The organism is Qipengyuania aquimaris (assembly GCF_020171965.1).
Taxonomy (GTDB): Bacteria; Pseudomonadota; Alphaproteobacteria; order Sphingomonadales; family Sphingomonadaceae; genus Qipengyuania; species Qipengyuania aquimaris_A.
The window spans coordinates 258,559-272,456 of the sequence record NZ_JAIUZK010000002.1 but is presented as its reverse complement, the minus strand read 5'-3'; the positions used below and the strand labels follow the sequence as shown (position 1 = coordinate 272,456).

The following is a 13,898-nucleotide window of genomic DNA, read 5'->3' as shown; positions in this document are numbered from 1 at the left end:
GTCAGCTGCAGGTCACTCGGCCGAGATTGCGCTCGTACTGGCTCTGCAGACGTCCTGCGGCCAGCGCAGGATATGTCTCGCCAAATTCGGCCAGCGCGATGCAGGCGCGCTTCGTATCGTCGAGGGCAATCATCGCCTCGGCGAGATAGAGCAGGCTGTCACCTGCACGCGGCGCGTTCTTGTCAGCCTGATAGTTCCGCAGGAACCAGGGAGCCGCGTCGTTCGGCTTGCCATCGTCGAGATAGGCGCGGCCCAGCAGGTTGCGGCCATAGGTCGCGCGCCAGTGGCTGGGATAGCGTTCCACGAACAGGGTCAGCTGCTGCTGCGCTTCGGGGAAGAAACCCGCGTCCCACAGGCGGAAACCGTAGGAATATTCGTCGTCCGCCGCATCGTCGGTCTGCGGCTTGGCGATCGCTTGGACTGCCGCGACACGCTCGGCGCTCGGCTGCGCGGCAGCAGGTGTCGGAGTGGGCGTCGGCGTCGACGTTGCCGCAGGCCGCGTAGTCGCGGTCGATGCGGTGCCAGCCGGTGTGGAGGTCGTAGCCGCAGGCGAAGGGGCCGGAGCGTTGGCCGCCTCAAGCGCTTCGATACGCTCTTCAAGCAGGCGCATGGCATTGCCGCCGACCTCGTACTGGGCAGTCAGGCGCTGGAGCTGGGTTTCGAGTGCATCGAGGCGGGCGAGGATATCGGTAACGGCAGTCGTCGAAGTCGTCGTGCTCACGCTCGGGCGGGCCGCAGGCTGTCCGGAAATCTCTGGCTCGAAATAGCGTCCGTCGCCGCCCGGGAAGACCTTGCGCTGCAAGGCCCGGACTTCGGCTTCGAGCTTGCGAATGCGCGCTTGGGAATCGTCCTGTGCCGCAGCCGGCATGGAAGTCGCCACCAGTGCAACGGCAATAGCGCCAAGTCCGAAACCACGTGCAATGCGGGTCGATGTCACGCCCGTTCTCCTCAATTCGAAATTCGTGTGAATCTAGCCCTACCCCCGCGAAACTGTCGAGGGGATGAAGCGGGTTTTCCGCCGCGATCAGGTTGCAGGCGTTGCCGCTGCGGCAGGCGGTTCGGGAGCGGCATCGGCAGCTTCTTCGGGCACCGGGCGGGCCAGCAATGCCTCGGCTGTGACCGGGACATCGCGCACCACCTCGTCCTCTTCGGACAATTTCGGCACCGCACGTCCGCCGATAGTGATCGCCAGCGCGTAGGGGCGACCGGTCCATATCTGCGGACCCTCGGCATCGGCAGGAACGGTATAGGTGTCGCCAGTATTCATCTGCGCTTCGTAGAGTCGTTCACCGCTGGCGTCGTAGAACTTGACCCATGTCTCGTCCATTTCGCTGGTGAAGACGACCGGACCACCGGTTGGCTGCGCAGCCGGAGCAGGCTCGCTCGCCTGCGGATTGTCGGCAGCGGCAAACTGCTCTTCGGGGTCCTGCAGCGGAGCGGGCCCGAGACCGGGCGCGAAATAACTGCGATAGAAAGCGTAGATGCCGCCCATGAGGAGGATTGCCGCAAAGACGGCGAACCAGGCAAGCCCGCGTCCCGGGACGCGTGCCGGATCGCCCGGTTCGAATTTCGCAGGGGTGGCATCGACATTGCCCCGGTGCTCGGCAAGCTCGGCACGCACCTGGTCCAGCACTTCGCGTTCGTCGAGATCCAGCGTGCGCGCGTAGGTGCGGCTGAAACCGATGGCATAGGTGCGCGATGGCAGGGATGCGAAGTCGCCAGCCTCGATCGATTCAAGGTGGCGTTGAGGAATGCGGGTTTCCGCCGCGACCTGCTCAAGCTCGAGGCCTTTTGCCTCGCGCGCAGCGCGCAGTCTGTCACCCACACGGTCCATGCGCGCGCTCTCCTCTTCGACGATGCCGTCTTCTTCCATGCGATTCCCGAATGATTAGTGCCCGGCGGGTGTTCCCGCTCCCGTTGACGCCAGAATGGGATCGGAGGCCTTCCTGTCAAGCATTGATCGGGCCGCGATCACGCCTTGGGGACGAGCCGCGCGCGCTGCGCGACGAAATCAGTCGAGGTCGATGTCGTTGTCCGCCGCCCACTGGGTAAGCTCGGCCCGCAGATCCGCCGGAGGGTTGAGCAGCCAACGCTGCATTTGCGCCGACAGGTCGGGCAGATAGACCTTGCGCACCAGTTCCTTGATCGGGCCGACCGCTGCGGGCGTGATCGAGAAACGCGTAAAGCCCAGACCCATCAGGGCCAATGCCTCCAACCGCCTGCCGCCCATTTCCCCGCACACGGCAAGGCGTACCTTGGAGCCGACCATGTTCTTCGCAATCCGGTCCATGAAACGCAGGATCGCAGGGCTGAGCCAGTCATAACGTTCGGCCAGCTTGGGGTTGGCCCGGTCCGCTGCAAACAGGAACTGGGTGAGGTCGTTGGTGCCGACAGAAATGAACGAAACCTTCGGCAGGAGCAGGTCGAGCACTTCGGCCAGCGAGGGCACTTCGAGCATGCAGCCATATTCGATGCTTTCGGGCATGTGGCGGCGGCGCTGGCGAAGGAAATCGGCCTGCTCTTCGAAGATCGCCTTCGCCGCATCGAATTCCCACGGTTCGCTGACCATCGGGAACATGACCGAAAGCTGCCGTCCCGCAGCCGCTTCCAGCAGGGCGCGGGCCTGCGCTTTAAGCAGCCCTTCGCGTTCCAGCGACAGGCGCAGGGCGCGCCAGCCCATGGCCGGGTTCTCGTCCCGCTCGGCAGTATTGTTGTCGAGATAGGGCACCGCCTTGTCGCCGCCGATATCGACGGTGCGGAAGATGACCTTCTTGCCGTCCGCCGCATCGAGGACGTCGCGATAGAGCCGCATTTGCCGCTCGCGCTGGGGAAGCGTCGACGACACGAGGAACTGGAACTCGGTCCGGAACAGGCCGATGCCGTCGGCCCCGGTCAGTTGCAGCGCGCTCACATCATCGCGCAAGCCTGCATTGATCATCACCGTCACGCGGGTGCCGTCGCGCGTGAAGGGTTCGACATCGCGCAATTCGGCATAGGTCGCCTGCTTTTCGCGGTTGCGCGCAAAGCGCGCTTCGAACGCATCGAGCATGGTCTGCGAAGGGCGCAGGGTAACCGTGCCCTTGTCCGCATCGACCAGGATTTCGTCGCCTTCGCTCACGCGCGAGCGGAATCCGGGCACGCGCCCGATGACCGGGATACCCATTGCCCGCGCGACGATCACGACATGGGCGGTGAGCGAGCCTTCCTCCAGCACCACGCCTTTCAGCCGGCGCCGATCGTATTCGAGCAGTTCGGCAGGACCGAGATTGCGCGCGATCAGGATGGTATCGCGCCTGAGGCCTTGGGATGCAGCTGTCCCGAGCTGGCCGGACACGATGCGCAGCAAACGGTTCGACAGGTCTTCCAGATCGTGCATCCGGTCCGCCAGCAGCGGATCGTCGATCTCGCGCATGCGCATCCGGGTACGTTGTTGGACGCGTTCGATCGCGGCTTCCGCGGTCAGTCCGCTGTCGATCGCTTCGTTGATCCGGCGGCTCCACCCCTCGTCATAGGCGAACATCTTGTAGGTCTCGAGAACCTCCACATGCTCGCCGCCCTTGCCGAATTCGGGTTCCTTGCCCATCGCATCGATCTGGTCGCGCATCTTGTCGAAGGCGCGGTAGACCCGCTGGCGTTCCGCCTCGACGTCCTCCGCCATCACCTGGTCGATCTCGATGCGGGGCTGGTGGAAGACCGCGACGCCGGCCGCGAGGCCTTTCACCAGGGTGAGGCCGTCGAAAATCTCCATTTCGGTCGACGGTTCGCCAAAGTCCAGGTCGGCCTCGTCATCGACCAGTTCCTTGTGGGCGATAAGCTCCGACAGGACCATGGCGGTGGTCTGCAGCGCCTCGATCTCGACGTCCTCGTACTTGCGCGGATCCATGTGCTGGACGCACAGCACGCCGACCGCACGTTCGCGGTAGACGATGGGCACGCCGGCGAAGGAATGGAACTTTTCCTCCCCCGTTTCAGGGCGATAGAGGAAGTCCGGGTGCGCCTTGGCCTCCGCAAGGTTCAGCGTTTCGATGTTCTGGGCGATCGTGCCCGTCAGCCCTTCGCCGATGCCCATGCGGGTGACGTGAACCGCTTCGGGGTTGAGGCCGCGGGTGGCGTAGAGTTCAAGCGCCCCTTCGCGCAGGAGGTAGATCGAGCACACTTCGCTCGACAGTGCATCGGCGATGATTTCGACCACGCGATCCAGCTTGTGCTGGGCGTGCGTGCGCCCGGCCATAACTTCGTGAAGGCGCGTGAGAATCTGGCGAGCGGATGCAACTGCTGACATGGCTCGCAGCTATAGCAAAATTGGTGGGTTGCGAAAGCGGGACGCTGGCACAAGGCCATGCCCCGCCTTCGATGCGGGCCCCTTAATTGGCGGCCAGTTCTTCCTTGATCCGAAGCTTCTGCTTCTTGATCTTCTGGATCATCGCAATGTCGGGCGCCGGGCGGGTCTGTTCATCGTGCAGGCGAGCTTCGAGCCCGGCGTGCTTGGCCTTCAGTGCGTCGACATGGGATGAGTGCATCGGGTTGTCTCCTTCGTGAGCTTGCGACCCATTAGAAGCGACTCGTGCCATTGCGGAACGAGCCGCAGACCGATTATCAAATCATACTATTGTGAATTTACAAAGCCCCGCCTTAGGGTCATGCGACAGGCCGAGATTTTGGGAAGACGACCGTGAACGAACAAGAGCTGCGCAAACGCCTGGAAATGCTGCGTAGCGAGCATCGTGACCTCGATGTCGCAATCGCCGCGCTGACCGAAGCGGGCGACCAGGGCGGCTTTACCGACCAGCTCCAGATCGCGCGCCTGAAGAAGCGCAAGCTGATCCTGAAAGACCGGATATCGGTGATCGAGGACAATCTCATTCCCGATATCATCGCCTGAAAGTGCGCGTCTCTTAGCGGGACAAGCCCGCCACCGCGTTGGCAAATCGGCGCGTATTGCTTTATCGGGCCGGACACATGATCGCATCCACAGCCATAACCCAGCAAATCGTGGAAGAACTCTACGCCGAAGCGCTGCTTCTGGCGGACGAGGCACGCACCGCCTTCGACCTGAGCGATGCGCAGGACCCGGCCATGGAAGCCAATGAAGTCCGGATCGCGATGTCGATCGAAGGCCTGCGCACGACGACGCGGGTGATGAATTCCCTGGCATGGCTGCTCAACCAGCGCGCCTATTTTTCCGGTGAACTGAGCCGCGAGCAATTGAAGAAGCACGGCACGCTTGGCGAAGAGCGCCCCTCCGATCCGCGCAACATGGCGCGGCTTCCGCTCAAGGTGCGTTCCCTGATCCGAGACACCGAGCGCCTGCATGACCGTGTGGCACGGCTCGACCGTGAACAACGTTCGCGCGACGCGGCGAATGACGATCCGGTCGGCAGTCTCCAGGGCCGTATTGCCGACGCGTTCGGCGCCGCCTGATCAGGCAGCCGACAGCGCCTTGGCGTAGCGTGCGAGCCGGGCTTCGCGCACATCCGCATCCATCGACGGCTTGAAGGTATCGGCCTTGCCGCGCATCTGCGCCGCGGCCGCGTCGAGCGAGGAATAAAGCCCTGCCCCGACGGCCGCACAGACCGCAGCCCCGAGCGCGGTTGTCTCCACAAACTCGGGCCGCTCGACCTCGATATCGAGAATGTCGGCGAGATCCTGCGCCATCCAGTCATTGGCGCTCATCCCCCCGTCGATCCTGAGGCTTGCCCAAGGCGCGCCATCGGCGGCGAATGCCTGCGCAAGGTCATGCGTCTGGTGCGCCATGGCCTCCAGCGCAGCGCGCGCGATCTGCGCCTTGCCGCTGGCGAAACTGAGACCCGAAATGACGCCGCGCGCCTCGGGCATCCAGTGCGGCGCGCCAAGTCCGGCGAGCGCAGGCACGATCACCACTTCGCCGCTGTCCTCGATGGACAGAGCCAGTTCTTCCGTCTGCGCGGCGCTTTCGATGAGCCCCAGTTCGTCGCGCAGATATTTGATCAGGCTACCCGCCACGAAACAGGCGCCCTCGATCGCATAGGTCCGCTGGCCGCCCAACTGGTGCAGGACTGTGCCGAGAAGGCGGTGGTCCGAGCGGGGAATGTCGCTGCCCTTGTTGGTGAGGACGAAGGCTCCCGTCCCGTAAGTCGCCTTGGTTTCGCCGAACGAGAGACAGCCCTGCCCGATGGTAGCCGATTGCTGGTCGCCCACGAGACCGGTGATTGGGATCGCTTGCCCCAGCCACTCGTCAGTCGCGACGGCCAGTTCGCCATGCGTGTCGACGACCTGCGGCAGGCTTTCGCGCGGAACGCCGAACAGCTTGCACAAATCCTCGTCGAACTGCTCGCCATCGAGTGCGAGCAGCAGCGTCCGGCTGGCGTTGCTGGCATCGGAAATATGCGTCCCGCCCGAAAGCTTGAAGACGAGCCAGCTTTCCACCGTGCCGAAGGCGAGCGTGCCGTTGTCATGCGCGGCTTTCACCGCCTCGTCATTGTCGAGCATCCAGCGCATCTTCGTGCCCGAAAAATAGGGGTCGAGCAGCAGGCCGGTGCGCTGCTGGACGGACGGTTCGTGCCCTTCATCCTTGAGCTTCGCGCAGAACCCGGAGGTCCGGCGATCCTGCCACACGATGGCGCGCGCCAGGGGTTCGCCGCTGTTCCGGTCCCAGGCGACAACCGTTTCGCGCTGGTTGGTGATGCCGATGGCAGCAATCCGGCCCGCATCCTCGCCCACCGCTTCGCGCATGCAGCCAAGCGTCTTTTCCCAGATTTCCGCCGCATCGTGTTCGACCCAGCCGGGACGCGGATAGTGCTGCGTCAGTTCGGCCTGGCATACCGCCTCCAGCCCGCCCTGCCTGTCGAAGACCATCGCCCTGGTGGACGTCGTTCCCGCGTCGAGAACAAGAATACACTCGGCCATGATTTCTCCCTCTTCACCGGCAGGTGGTGACATGAACCGCCACCTCCCCCATATGCAACCCCATGGCAGGTCCTCCTCCCAAACCATGGCCCACGGGCGAAGCGCAGCAACTCGAACCGCTTGTGCGGCGCGTGCTGGCCCCCAACCCCTCGCCCTATACCTATACGGGCACGCAGTCCTATGTCGTGGGCATCGGCGGCGGCTGTGCGGTCATCGACCCGGGTCCGGACGATCCCGAACACCTCCTTGCGCTCGATGCGGCTATCGGTGACGAGCACGTCTGCGCCATCATGTGTACGCATACCCACCGCGACCATTCGCCTGCCGCCCGCCCCCTTGCCGCGCGTACGGGCGCACCCATTGTCGGATGCGCACCGCTCGTGCTCGACGACAGCGGTCCGCGTGCCGACGCGTCGTTCGACCGGACTTACGAGCCCGACCGCGTGCTGGCCGATGGAGAGGCGATGACCGGCCCCGGCTGGACCTTGCGCGCAGTGGCGACGCCTGGCCACGTGTCGAACCACCTGTGCTTCGCGCTGGAGGAAAGCGGCGCGCTGTTCACCGGCGACCATGTGATGGGCTGGTCCACCAGCGTCGTCGTTCCGCCCGACGGGGACATGGCCGATTACATGGCCAGCCTCGAGAAACTCTACGCCCGCGAGGATCGGGTCTATTATCCCGCCCATGGCGAGGCGATCGAAAAGCCGCGCCAGATGGTCCGCGGGATGATCGGCCACCGCCGCCAGCGCGAGAACCAGATCCTGCGCCATTTGCAGAAAGGTCCGCTGGAAGCGAAAGACTTCGTGCCCAGGATGTACAAGGGACTCGATGCACGCCTGCATGGTGCGGCGAAGATGTCGGTGACCGCCCACCTCATCGATCTGGAACGCCGTGGACTGGTCCAGCGTTCTGGAGAGGTATGGCAAACGACACCAAGCACGCAGACACCCTAGGAACCGGCACCGTAGCGACGCCGCACAAGGAGCAATCGCTCGCGCGGGTGCAGGCGGTTCCGTGGCTCATCGTCATCCTCCTCATTGCCGCCTGCGCGTGGCTCGGCTGGCGCGCGTTCTTCCACCAGGAAGAAGGCGACCCGGTCGCCAGCGCCATGCTCGCATTCGAGAAGCAGAATTCGCTGACCGTGTTCTCGTCGCGCTTCGAGGTCGTGGCGGAAAGCGTCGACAAGCGCGGTGTCCTGGGCGTCGACCTCCTCGAAAGCAGGCAGGCCGCCGTGATCCCGGCAACGGTCGAATATCGCCTCGACCTTTCGCGCATGGATCGCGATCGCTTCGAATGGGACGAGGCCAGCGATACGCTCGACGTGATCCTGCCCGCGCTCAAGATTTCGCGTCCCAATCTCGACGAAGGATCGCAGACCACCTTCACCGAGGGCACATACGTCAGCCGCGACGCGAGCAGCGATCTTGCCCGCAACAATTCGCGCCAGGCCGAACGCAAGGCGGCGGAGTTTGCCAAGAACCCCCAGGTCATCGCCATGGCCCGCAGCGCTGCCAAAGAAGCGGTGCGTCAGAACCTCGCCATCCCGCTGCAAGTCGCGGGCTATGAGGGCATAACAGTCAATGTCCGTTTCGATGGGGAAACGCCGCCGGACTGATTGACGGTTCTTCGCTCCCCCGATAGCTTTCCAGGCCATAACGAAAAACAAGACTGGTCGCGTGAACTTGGGGGAGGGAACGACGATGGCATCCACTGCCGCTCAACCGAATACGACTGCGGACCGGGGCAATACCCGCTTTTTCACCATCATGGCTGTCGTCATGTCGACGATCATCGTCGCAGGCTTTTCGCTCAACCTCGCGATGGGCCGGTCCAGCTTCAACGTGCCCTGGGCCTATCACGTCCACGGCATCATCTTCATGTCGTGGATCGGGCTCTACCTCGCTCAGCATTTCACCGCCTCTTCGGGCAATTGGGCGCTGCACCGCAAGCTGGGCAAACTCGCCTACTTCCTCGTCCCGCTCATGGTCGCGACCGGATCCCTGATCATGATCGTCGTTGCGCAGCGGACCGGCGGCCCGTTCTTCTTCGACGTGAACGAATTCCTCATCAGCAATTTCGCGCTGGTCTGGTGCTTTGGCTTCCTCGCCTTCTGGGCCTTGCGACGCCAGCGCTACACCGGCTGGCACCGGCGGTTGATGCTGTGTTCCATGGCCATCCTGCTGGGGCCCGGCGTCGGACGCCTGCTCCCCCTGCCGTTGATGATCCCCAATGCGTGGACCATCACCACCATCGTCACGATGATCTTTCCCGTGATCGGCATGATCGCCGACAAGCGCAAACTCGGGCATGTCCACCCGGCCTATTGGTGGGGCCTGGGCATTTACGCCGGCGTTTTCGTGGTTTCGATGCTGATCGCCTATTCGCCTGTCGGATATGCGATTACGGATTGGGTCATCGCCGGAACGCCCGGGGCCGAACGCCCGATGGAAGCGTTCCTCCCGCCCGGCTTCACAATGTAGCGGTTCGCGGAACCCCCTCGCCTCGCCAGCCATTCTGTCTATAAGCGCATCAAACGCATCAGACGGGACAGATTATGACTGCCGAAACCAGCCTGCCGACCGGGGAAGACCTGCTCAGCGAAATCGATCGCCTCCGTAAGGAGAAGAACGCGATCATCCTGGCACATTATTACCAGACCGCGGATATCCAGGACATCGCCGATTTCGTGGGCGACAGCCTGGAACTGTCGCGCAAGGCAGCGGAAACCGATGCCGATGTGATCGTGTTCTGCGGCGTGAAGTTCATGGCCGACACGGCCAAGATCCTCAGCCCGGAAAAGATCGTGGTCCTCCCCGACATGGACGCCGGGTGCAGCCTCGAGGACAGCTGCCCGCCCGAAAAGTTCAAGGCTTTCCGCGAAGCCCACCCGGACCATATCGCGCTGACCTACATCAACTGCTCGACCGAGGTGAAGGCCCTGTCGGACGTGATCGTCACCAGCTCCAGCGCGGAAACGATCATCAGCCAGATCCCCGAAGACCAGAAGATCATCTTCGGCCCTGACCGTCACCTTGGCGGTTACATGAGCCGCAAGTTCAACCGCGAAATGCTGCTGTGGCCGGGCGTGTGCATCGTGCACGAGGCTTTCAGCGAGACCGAACTGCTCAAATTGAAGGCCCAGCACCCCGATGCGCCTGTCGCTGCGCACCCCGAATGCCCGCCGACGATCATCGATCATGCCGATTACGTCGGCTCGACCAGCGGCATCCTGCAATTCGCCAAGACGTTCGAAGGCGACACGCTGATCGTCGCGACCGAACCGCACATCATCCACCAGATGGAAAAGGCCCTGCCCGAGAAGAATTTCATCGGCGCACCAGGTGCGGACGGCAACTGCAGCTGCAACATCTGCCCCTACATGGCGCTCAACACCATGGAGAAGATGTACGCCTGCCTGCGCGATCTCGAACCGCGGATCGAAATCGAGGAAGGGCTGCGCCTCAAGGCCAGGCAAAGCCTCGACAAGATGCTCGAAATGGCCAGCGGCACTATCGGCAAGGGCGATCTGGGCAAAGTCTGAGGCACCGAGAGCGGTCATGCGCGTTTAGCCCTGCATGACCGCTGAAATCCGCTTTTTCTGGGCGCGCCTCAACGCCAACTACTGGTTCTATCCGGCGCTTTTCTCGATCCTGGCCGCGCTTCTGGCCTTCGCGATGGTGTGGCTGGATCGCTCCGGTTTCGCCGAGTTCCTCAATGACGTGAACTGGCTCGTCCCCGCCCGGCCCAAGGGCGCGGCGGACATGCTGACGGTCATGGCTGGCAGCATGATCGGTGTCGCCTCGACGGTTTTCTCGATCACGATCGCGGCGGTCGCCTATGCCAGCGGCAATTACGGTCCGCGGCTGCTGACGAACTTCATGGAAGATCGCGGCAACCAGCTGAGCCTTGCGACCTTTATCGGCAGCTTCGTCTATTCCCTCCTGGTCCTTCGCGCCGTTCGCGCCGAAGACGAGACGCCCGCCACGATCAGCGATGCGACGACCACCGCGCTGCCCGGTTTCACGCCGCAATTATCTCTGCTCGTCGCCTATGTCCTGCTCGGCCTGTGCGTTGCGGTGCTGGTTTTCTTCCTCAACCACATCCCGTCCAGCATTCGCATCAACAAGGTGCTCGAAGGGATCGGCAGCCGCCTGCTCGACGCCATCCGCGAAACTTATCCGGTCGAGGATGAGTTCGCCGATGCGCGCGAACCCGAAGGAGGCGATCCGATTACCGCCTGGGACACCGGCTATCTTCAGCTCATCGATTTCGAGGATCTCGAAAAAATCGCGCGGGAGTGCGGCTGCACTTTCTCGCTGGTCGTGCGGACGGGCGACTTCGTCCACCGCGAAATGGAACTCATGTGCATCATGGGATGCAAGCCGGAAAAGATCGAAGAGCGCGTTCGCGAGTGTTTCACTCTCGGCGCCACACGCACGCCCGAACAGGACCCCCAATTCCTCATCGACGAGCTGGTGGAGATCGGCCTGCGCGCGCTCTCGCCCGGGATCAACGATCCTTTTACCGCGATTACGGCGCTACACTGGCTTGGCGCGGCGACGGCGGAAGTAGGACGCCGGGACCTGCGCAAGGACGTGTGCGGCGAAAAAGCCGAGGACTGCCCCGTGATCCCTGCCCCCGACGGGTTCGATCACTACGTAAAGCGCGGGTTCGGCGCGATCCGCAGTGCCGTGGCGACCTCGCCGATTGCAGCCGAGGTCATGCTGGACACGCTCGCCAATGCGGCCACTCCGCTCAAGCATGAAGAGCGCCAGGCCAGCCTCAAGGCCGAGGCGGACAAGCTGGCGGAACAGGTGAAGCTGAGCCTTGCCGGCCCGGACCTGGAGCGCTTTCAACAGCACCACAGCGAATTCAACCGCACCTTCTGGTGACGCTCAGCGCGTCCGGGGGACCTTGACCTTGCCCGCCGCACTGCGGGCGATGACCAGCGCGGTCCCGACCAGCGCCATGCCTGCGATATCCAGCAGGGTGAGCATTTCTCCGAAGACCGCCCAGCCGATCGTCGCACCGATGGCCGGCTGCAGCAGCAGCGCCATGCCGATGATCAGCGGCGGGAAATGGCGAAGCGAGAAGACGAGGAGGCCCTGCCCGATGACCTGGCTCGACAGCGCCAGCAGGACGACAGGCTGCCAGCCTGCCTCGCCCGGCCAGATCGGCTCTCCGCTGGCCAAAGCGATGGAGAGCAGGATCGGCGATGCGGCCAGCGACACCAGCAAGAGTACGCTCCATTGCCCGAGCGCCGTTCTCGCGCGCTGTGCGGGCAAGAGGTAGAAGGCGTAGAAAAGGCCCGCAGCCAGGCAGAACAGGTCGCCGACGAAGCTCTCTTGCGAGATTTCCAGGCTGCGCCCCAAGAGGATGGCCGCGCCCAGCAAAGCCATGGCCACCCCCGAAAACTCGCGCCCGGAAGGCGCGCGGCGAAGGGCAATCAGTCCCCAGATCATCAGGATCACACTGCCCGAATTGCCGAACAGGACCGCATTGCCAAGCCGCGTGCGCTCGATCCCGACGTGCCAGCTGGCAAGGTCGAGGGCGAAGAACACACCGGCCGCAACGGCAAGCAGCGCAAGCCGCTTGTCGAGCGGTTCGGGTGACCGGGTTCGCCAGGCGAGCAGCGCAAGCAGCGGGATCGGCAGCAGCAATCGCCAGAAGGCGGACGAAACGGGTCCCGTATCTGCCAGCCTCACCAGCCATGGACCGAGTGCCAGAGCGAAGTTGCCCGCGAGTAAGGCGACGAAGTGCCACGCGCCGGGCTGAAAGCCATTCTTGTCGGCCGGGGCGCTTGTTTCGCTCATCCCGGCCCCCTAGCTCTCCTGTCACAAGGAAGTCAGCAAAAAAGGACTTGTCCCACATGCATGCAAAGCTGTTCGAACCGCTCGCTCTCGGCGCGATCGAAACGAAGAACCGCGTCTACATGGCCCCGCTCACCCGCGGCCGTTCGACGCAGCCCGGCTCGATCCCGAACGAGATGATGGCGACCTATTACCGCCAGCGCGCAGGGGCAGGCCTGATCATTTCCGAAGCCACCGGCATCAGCGTGGAAGGACTGGGGTGGCCCGCCGCTCCCTGCATCTGGAGCGATGAACAGGTCGAAGGCTGGAAGCCCGTGACACAGGCCGTGCACGAGGAAGGCGGAAAGATCGTCCTCCAGCTGTGGCATATGGGCCGCCTCGTCCATCCCGATTTCCTCGGCGGCGAACCGCCCGTCTCGGCCAGCGCCACCTGCGCTCCCGGCCATGCCCATACCTTCGAGGGCCGCAAGGATTACCAGCCTGCCCGCGCGCTCGGCACGGACGAGATCGCCCGAGTTGTAGAAGATTATCGCCACGCCGCCGAGAATGCGAAAAAGGCCGGGTTCGACGGCGTCCAGCTGCACGGTGCAAACGGCTATCTGGTCGACCAATTCCTGCGCGACAGCACCAACCAGCGCGATGACGAGTACGGCGGCAGCCCGGAGAACCGCACGCGTTTCCTGCGCGAAGTGCTGACTGCCCTCATCGACGTGTGGGGCGCCGACCGCGTCGGCGTGCGCTTGTCGCCCAACGGCGAGACGCAAGGGTGTGACGACAGCAATCCGCCCGCAACTTTCGGTGCCGCCGCGAAGGTGGTCGAAGAACTCGGCCTCGCCTTTCTCGAACTGCGCGAGCCGGGACCGGAAGGTACTTTCGGAAGCACCGACGTGCCCAAGCAAAGCCCGCTGATCCGCCAGATCTATTCGGGACCGCTGGTGCTCAACAGCGATTATTCGCCCGAAGATGCCGTGGCCGACATCGAAGCGGGTCGTTGCGATGCCGTGAGCTGGGGCCGCGACTTCATCTCCAACCCCGACCTGCCGGAGCGTTTCCGCCTGGGCGCAGACCTGCAACCCAATGTAAACGTTCCGCAAAGCTGGTACCTTCCGGGACCTGAGGGATACATTGATTACCCCATGCTAACCAAACAGGAGCACACTGCGGCCAAGTGATTCGCACCGTCCCGGCGCGTGTCGCACGCTA

At 63.7% G+C, this 13,898-nt stretch carries 14 protein-coding genes; 8 read left to right on the top strand and 6 right to left on the bottom strand.

The window, feature by feature from the left end; genetic code table 11:
* Position 1: 1 nt before the first annotated feature.
* From LCM24_RS08915 to LCM24_RS08900, 4 genes are all read right to left on the bottom strand, one after another.
* Complete coding sequence (locus tag LCM24_RS08915; RefSeq protein WP_224804926.1) at positions 2-868, bottom strand: tetratricopeptide repeat protein; 867 nt, start codon at positions 866-868, stop codon at positions 2-4.
* A gap of 156 nt (positions 869-1,024) precedes the next feature.
* Positions 1,025-1,873, bottom strand: coding sequence for a helix-turn-helix domain-containing protein (locus tag LCM24_RS08910; RefSeq protein ID WP_224803705.1), 849 nt, complete (start codon positions 1,871-1,873; stop codon positions 1,025-1,027).
* Between the two features lie 138 nt (positions 1,874-2,011).
* Positions 2,012-4,282: a phosphoenolpyruvate--protein phosphotransferase gene (ptsP, locus tag LCM24_RS08905; protein WP_224803704.1), complete on the bottom strand. Its 2,271-nt coding sequence runs from the start codon at positions 4,280-4,282 to the stop codon at positions 2,012-2,014.
* Between the two features lie 82 nt (positions 4,283-4,364).
* The gene (locus tag LCM24_RS08900; protein ID WP_160594286.1) at positions 4,365-4,520 is read right to left on the bottom strand and encodes a YdcH family protein; all 156 of its coding nucleotides are present in this window, start codon (positions 4,518-4,520) and stop codon (positions 4,365-4,367) included.
* A 152-nt stretch (positions 4,521-4,672) separates the two neighbouring features.
* Here LCM24_RS08900 and LCM24_RS08895 point away from each other — a divergent pair, with 152 nt between their 5' ends.
* Together LCM24_RS08895 and LCM24_RS08890 are read left to right on the top strand one after the other, a co-directional pair.
* Positions 4,673-4,882 carry a YdcH family protein gene (locus tag LCM24_RS08895; protein ID WP_090478056.1) on the top strand — a complete coding sequence of 70 codons (210 nt, stop codon included), beginning with the start codon at positions 4,673-4,675 and terminating at the stop codon, positions 4,880-4,882.
* A 77-nt stretch (positions 4,883-4,959) separates the two neighbouring features.
* Positions 4,960-5,421 (top strand): DUF1465 family protein, encoded by a 462-nt coding sequence (locus tag LCM24_RS08890; RefSeq protein ID WP_224803703.1) that lies wholly within the window; start codon positions 4,960-4,962, stop codon positions 5,419-5,421.
* Here LCM24_RS08890 and LCM24_RS08885 read toward each other — a convergent pair whose 3' ends face one another.
* A complete protein-coding gene (locus tag LCM24_RS08885) occupies positions 5,422-6,885 on the bottom strand; it encodes a glycerol kinase (protein ID WP_224804925.1) in 1,464 nt (487 codons plus the stop codon).
* Positions 6,886-6,947: 62 nt separating this feature from the next.
* On the opposite strand from LCM24_RS08885, the gene LCM24_RS08880 reads away from it, so the two are divergent.
* From LCM24_RS08880 to LCM24_RS08860, 5 genes are all read left to right on the top strand, one after another.
* Entirely contained in the window at positions 6,948-7,838 is an 891-nt protein-coding gene (locus LCM24_RS08880) for an MBL fold metallo-hydrolase (RefSeq protein ID WP_224803702.1), read from the top strand.
* A complete protein-coding gene (locus LCM24_RS08875) occupies positions 7,805-8,500 on the top strand; it encodes a DUF4230 domain-containing protein (RefSeq protein WP_224803701.1) in 696 nt (231 codons plus the stop codon). The genes LCM24_RS08880 and LCM24_RS08875 overlap by 34 nt, the downstream gene beginning before the upstream one ends.
* 85 nt (positions 8,501-8,585) lie before the next feature.
* Positions 8,586-9,365 carry a hypothetical protein gene (locus LCM24_RS08870; RefSeq protein ID WP_224803700.1) on the top strand — a complete coding sequence of 260 codons (780 nt, stop codon included), beginning with the start codon at positions 8,586-8,588 and terminating at the stop codon, positions 9,363-9,365.
* 74 nt (positions 9,366-9,439) lie between these two features.
* Positions 9,440-10,426, top strand: a complete 987-nt coding sequence (gene nadA, locus LCM24_RS08865; RefSeq protein WP_224803699.1) for a quinolinate synthase NadA — start codon at positions 9,440-9,442, stop codon at positions 10,424-10,426.
* A 34-nt stretch (positions 10,427-10,460) separates the two neighbouring features.
* Positions 10,461-11,777: a DUF2254 domain-containing protein gene (locus LCM24_RS08860; protein ID WP_224803698.1), complete on the top strand. Its 1,317-nt coding sequence runs from the start codon at positions 10,461-10,463 to the stop codon at positions 11,775-11,777.
* Positions 11,778-11,780: 3 nt separating this feature from the next.
* Here LCM24_RS08860 and LCM24_RS08855 read toward each other — a convergent pair whose 3' ends face one another.
* Positions 11,781-12,698: a DMT family transporter gene (locus LCM24_RS08855; protein WP_224803697.1), complete on the bottom strand. Its 918-nt coding sequence runs from the start codon at positions 12,696-12,698 to the stop codon at positions 11,781-11,783.
* A gap of 56 nt (positions 12,699-12,754) precedes the next feature.
* Between LCM24_RS08855 and LCM24_RS08850 the strand changes: the two genes are divergently transcribed.
* Entirely contained in the window at positions 12,755-13,867 is a 1,113-nt protein-coding gene (locus LCM24_RS08850; RefSeq protein WP_224803696.1) for an alkene reductase, read from the top strand.
* Positions 13,868-13,898 lie beyond the last annotated feature (31 nt).

Coding starts and splice junctions, on each gene's coding strand:
- LCM24_RS08890 (WP_224803703.1), top strand. CDS start 4,960: ATGATCGCATCCACAGCCATAACCCAGCAAATCGTGGAAGAACTCTAC.
- ptsP (WP_224803704.1), bottom strand. CDS start 4,282: ATGTCAGCAGTTGCATCCGCTCGCCAGATTCTCACGCGCCTTCACGAA.
- LCM24_RS08860 (WP_224803698.1), top strand. CDS start 10,461: ATGACCGCTGAAATCCGCTTTTTCTGGGCGCGCCTCAACGCCAACTAC.
- LCM24_RS08910 (WP_224803705.1), bottom strand. CDS start 1,873: ATGGAAGAAGACGGCATCGTCGAAGAGGAGAGCGCGCGCATGGACCGT.
- LCM24_RS08900 (WP_160594286.1), bottom strand. CDS start 4,520: ATGCACTCATCCCATGTCGACGCACTGAAGGCCAAGCACGCCGGGCTC.
- LCM24_RS08870 (WP_224803700.1), top strand. CDS start 8,586: ATGGCATCCACTGCCGCTCAACCGAATACGACTGCGGACCGGGGCAAT.
- LCM24_RS08855 (WP_224803697.1), bottom strand. CDS start 12,698: ATGAGCGAAACAAGCGCCCCGGCCGACAAGAATGGCTTTCAGCCCGGC.
- nadA (WP_224803699.1), top strand. CDS start 9,440: ATGACTGCCGAAACCAGCCTGCCGACCGGGGAAGACCTGCTCAGCGAA.
- LCM24_RS08885 (WP_224804925.1), bottom strand. CDS start 6,885: ATGGCCGAGTGTATTCTTGTTCTCGACGCGGGAACGACGTCCACCAGG.
- LCM24_RS08850 (WP_224803696.1), top strand. CDS start 12,755: ATGCATGCAAAGCTGTTCGAACCGCTCGCTCTCGGCGCGATCGAAACG.
- LCM24_RS08875 (WP_224803701.1), top strand. CDS start 7,805: ATGGCAAACGACACCAAGCACGCAGACACCCTAGGAACCGGCACCGTA.
- LCM24_RS08880 (WP_224803702.1), top strand. CDS start 6,948: ATGGCAGGTCCTCCTCCCAAACCATGGCCCACGGGCGAAGCGCAGCAA.
- LCM24_RS08915 (WP_224804926.1), bottom strand. CDS start 868: ATGCCGGCTGCGGCACAGGACGATTCCCAAGCGCGCATTCGCAAGCTC.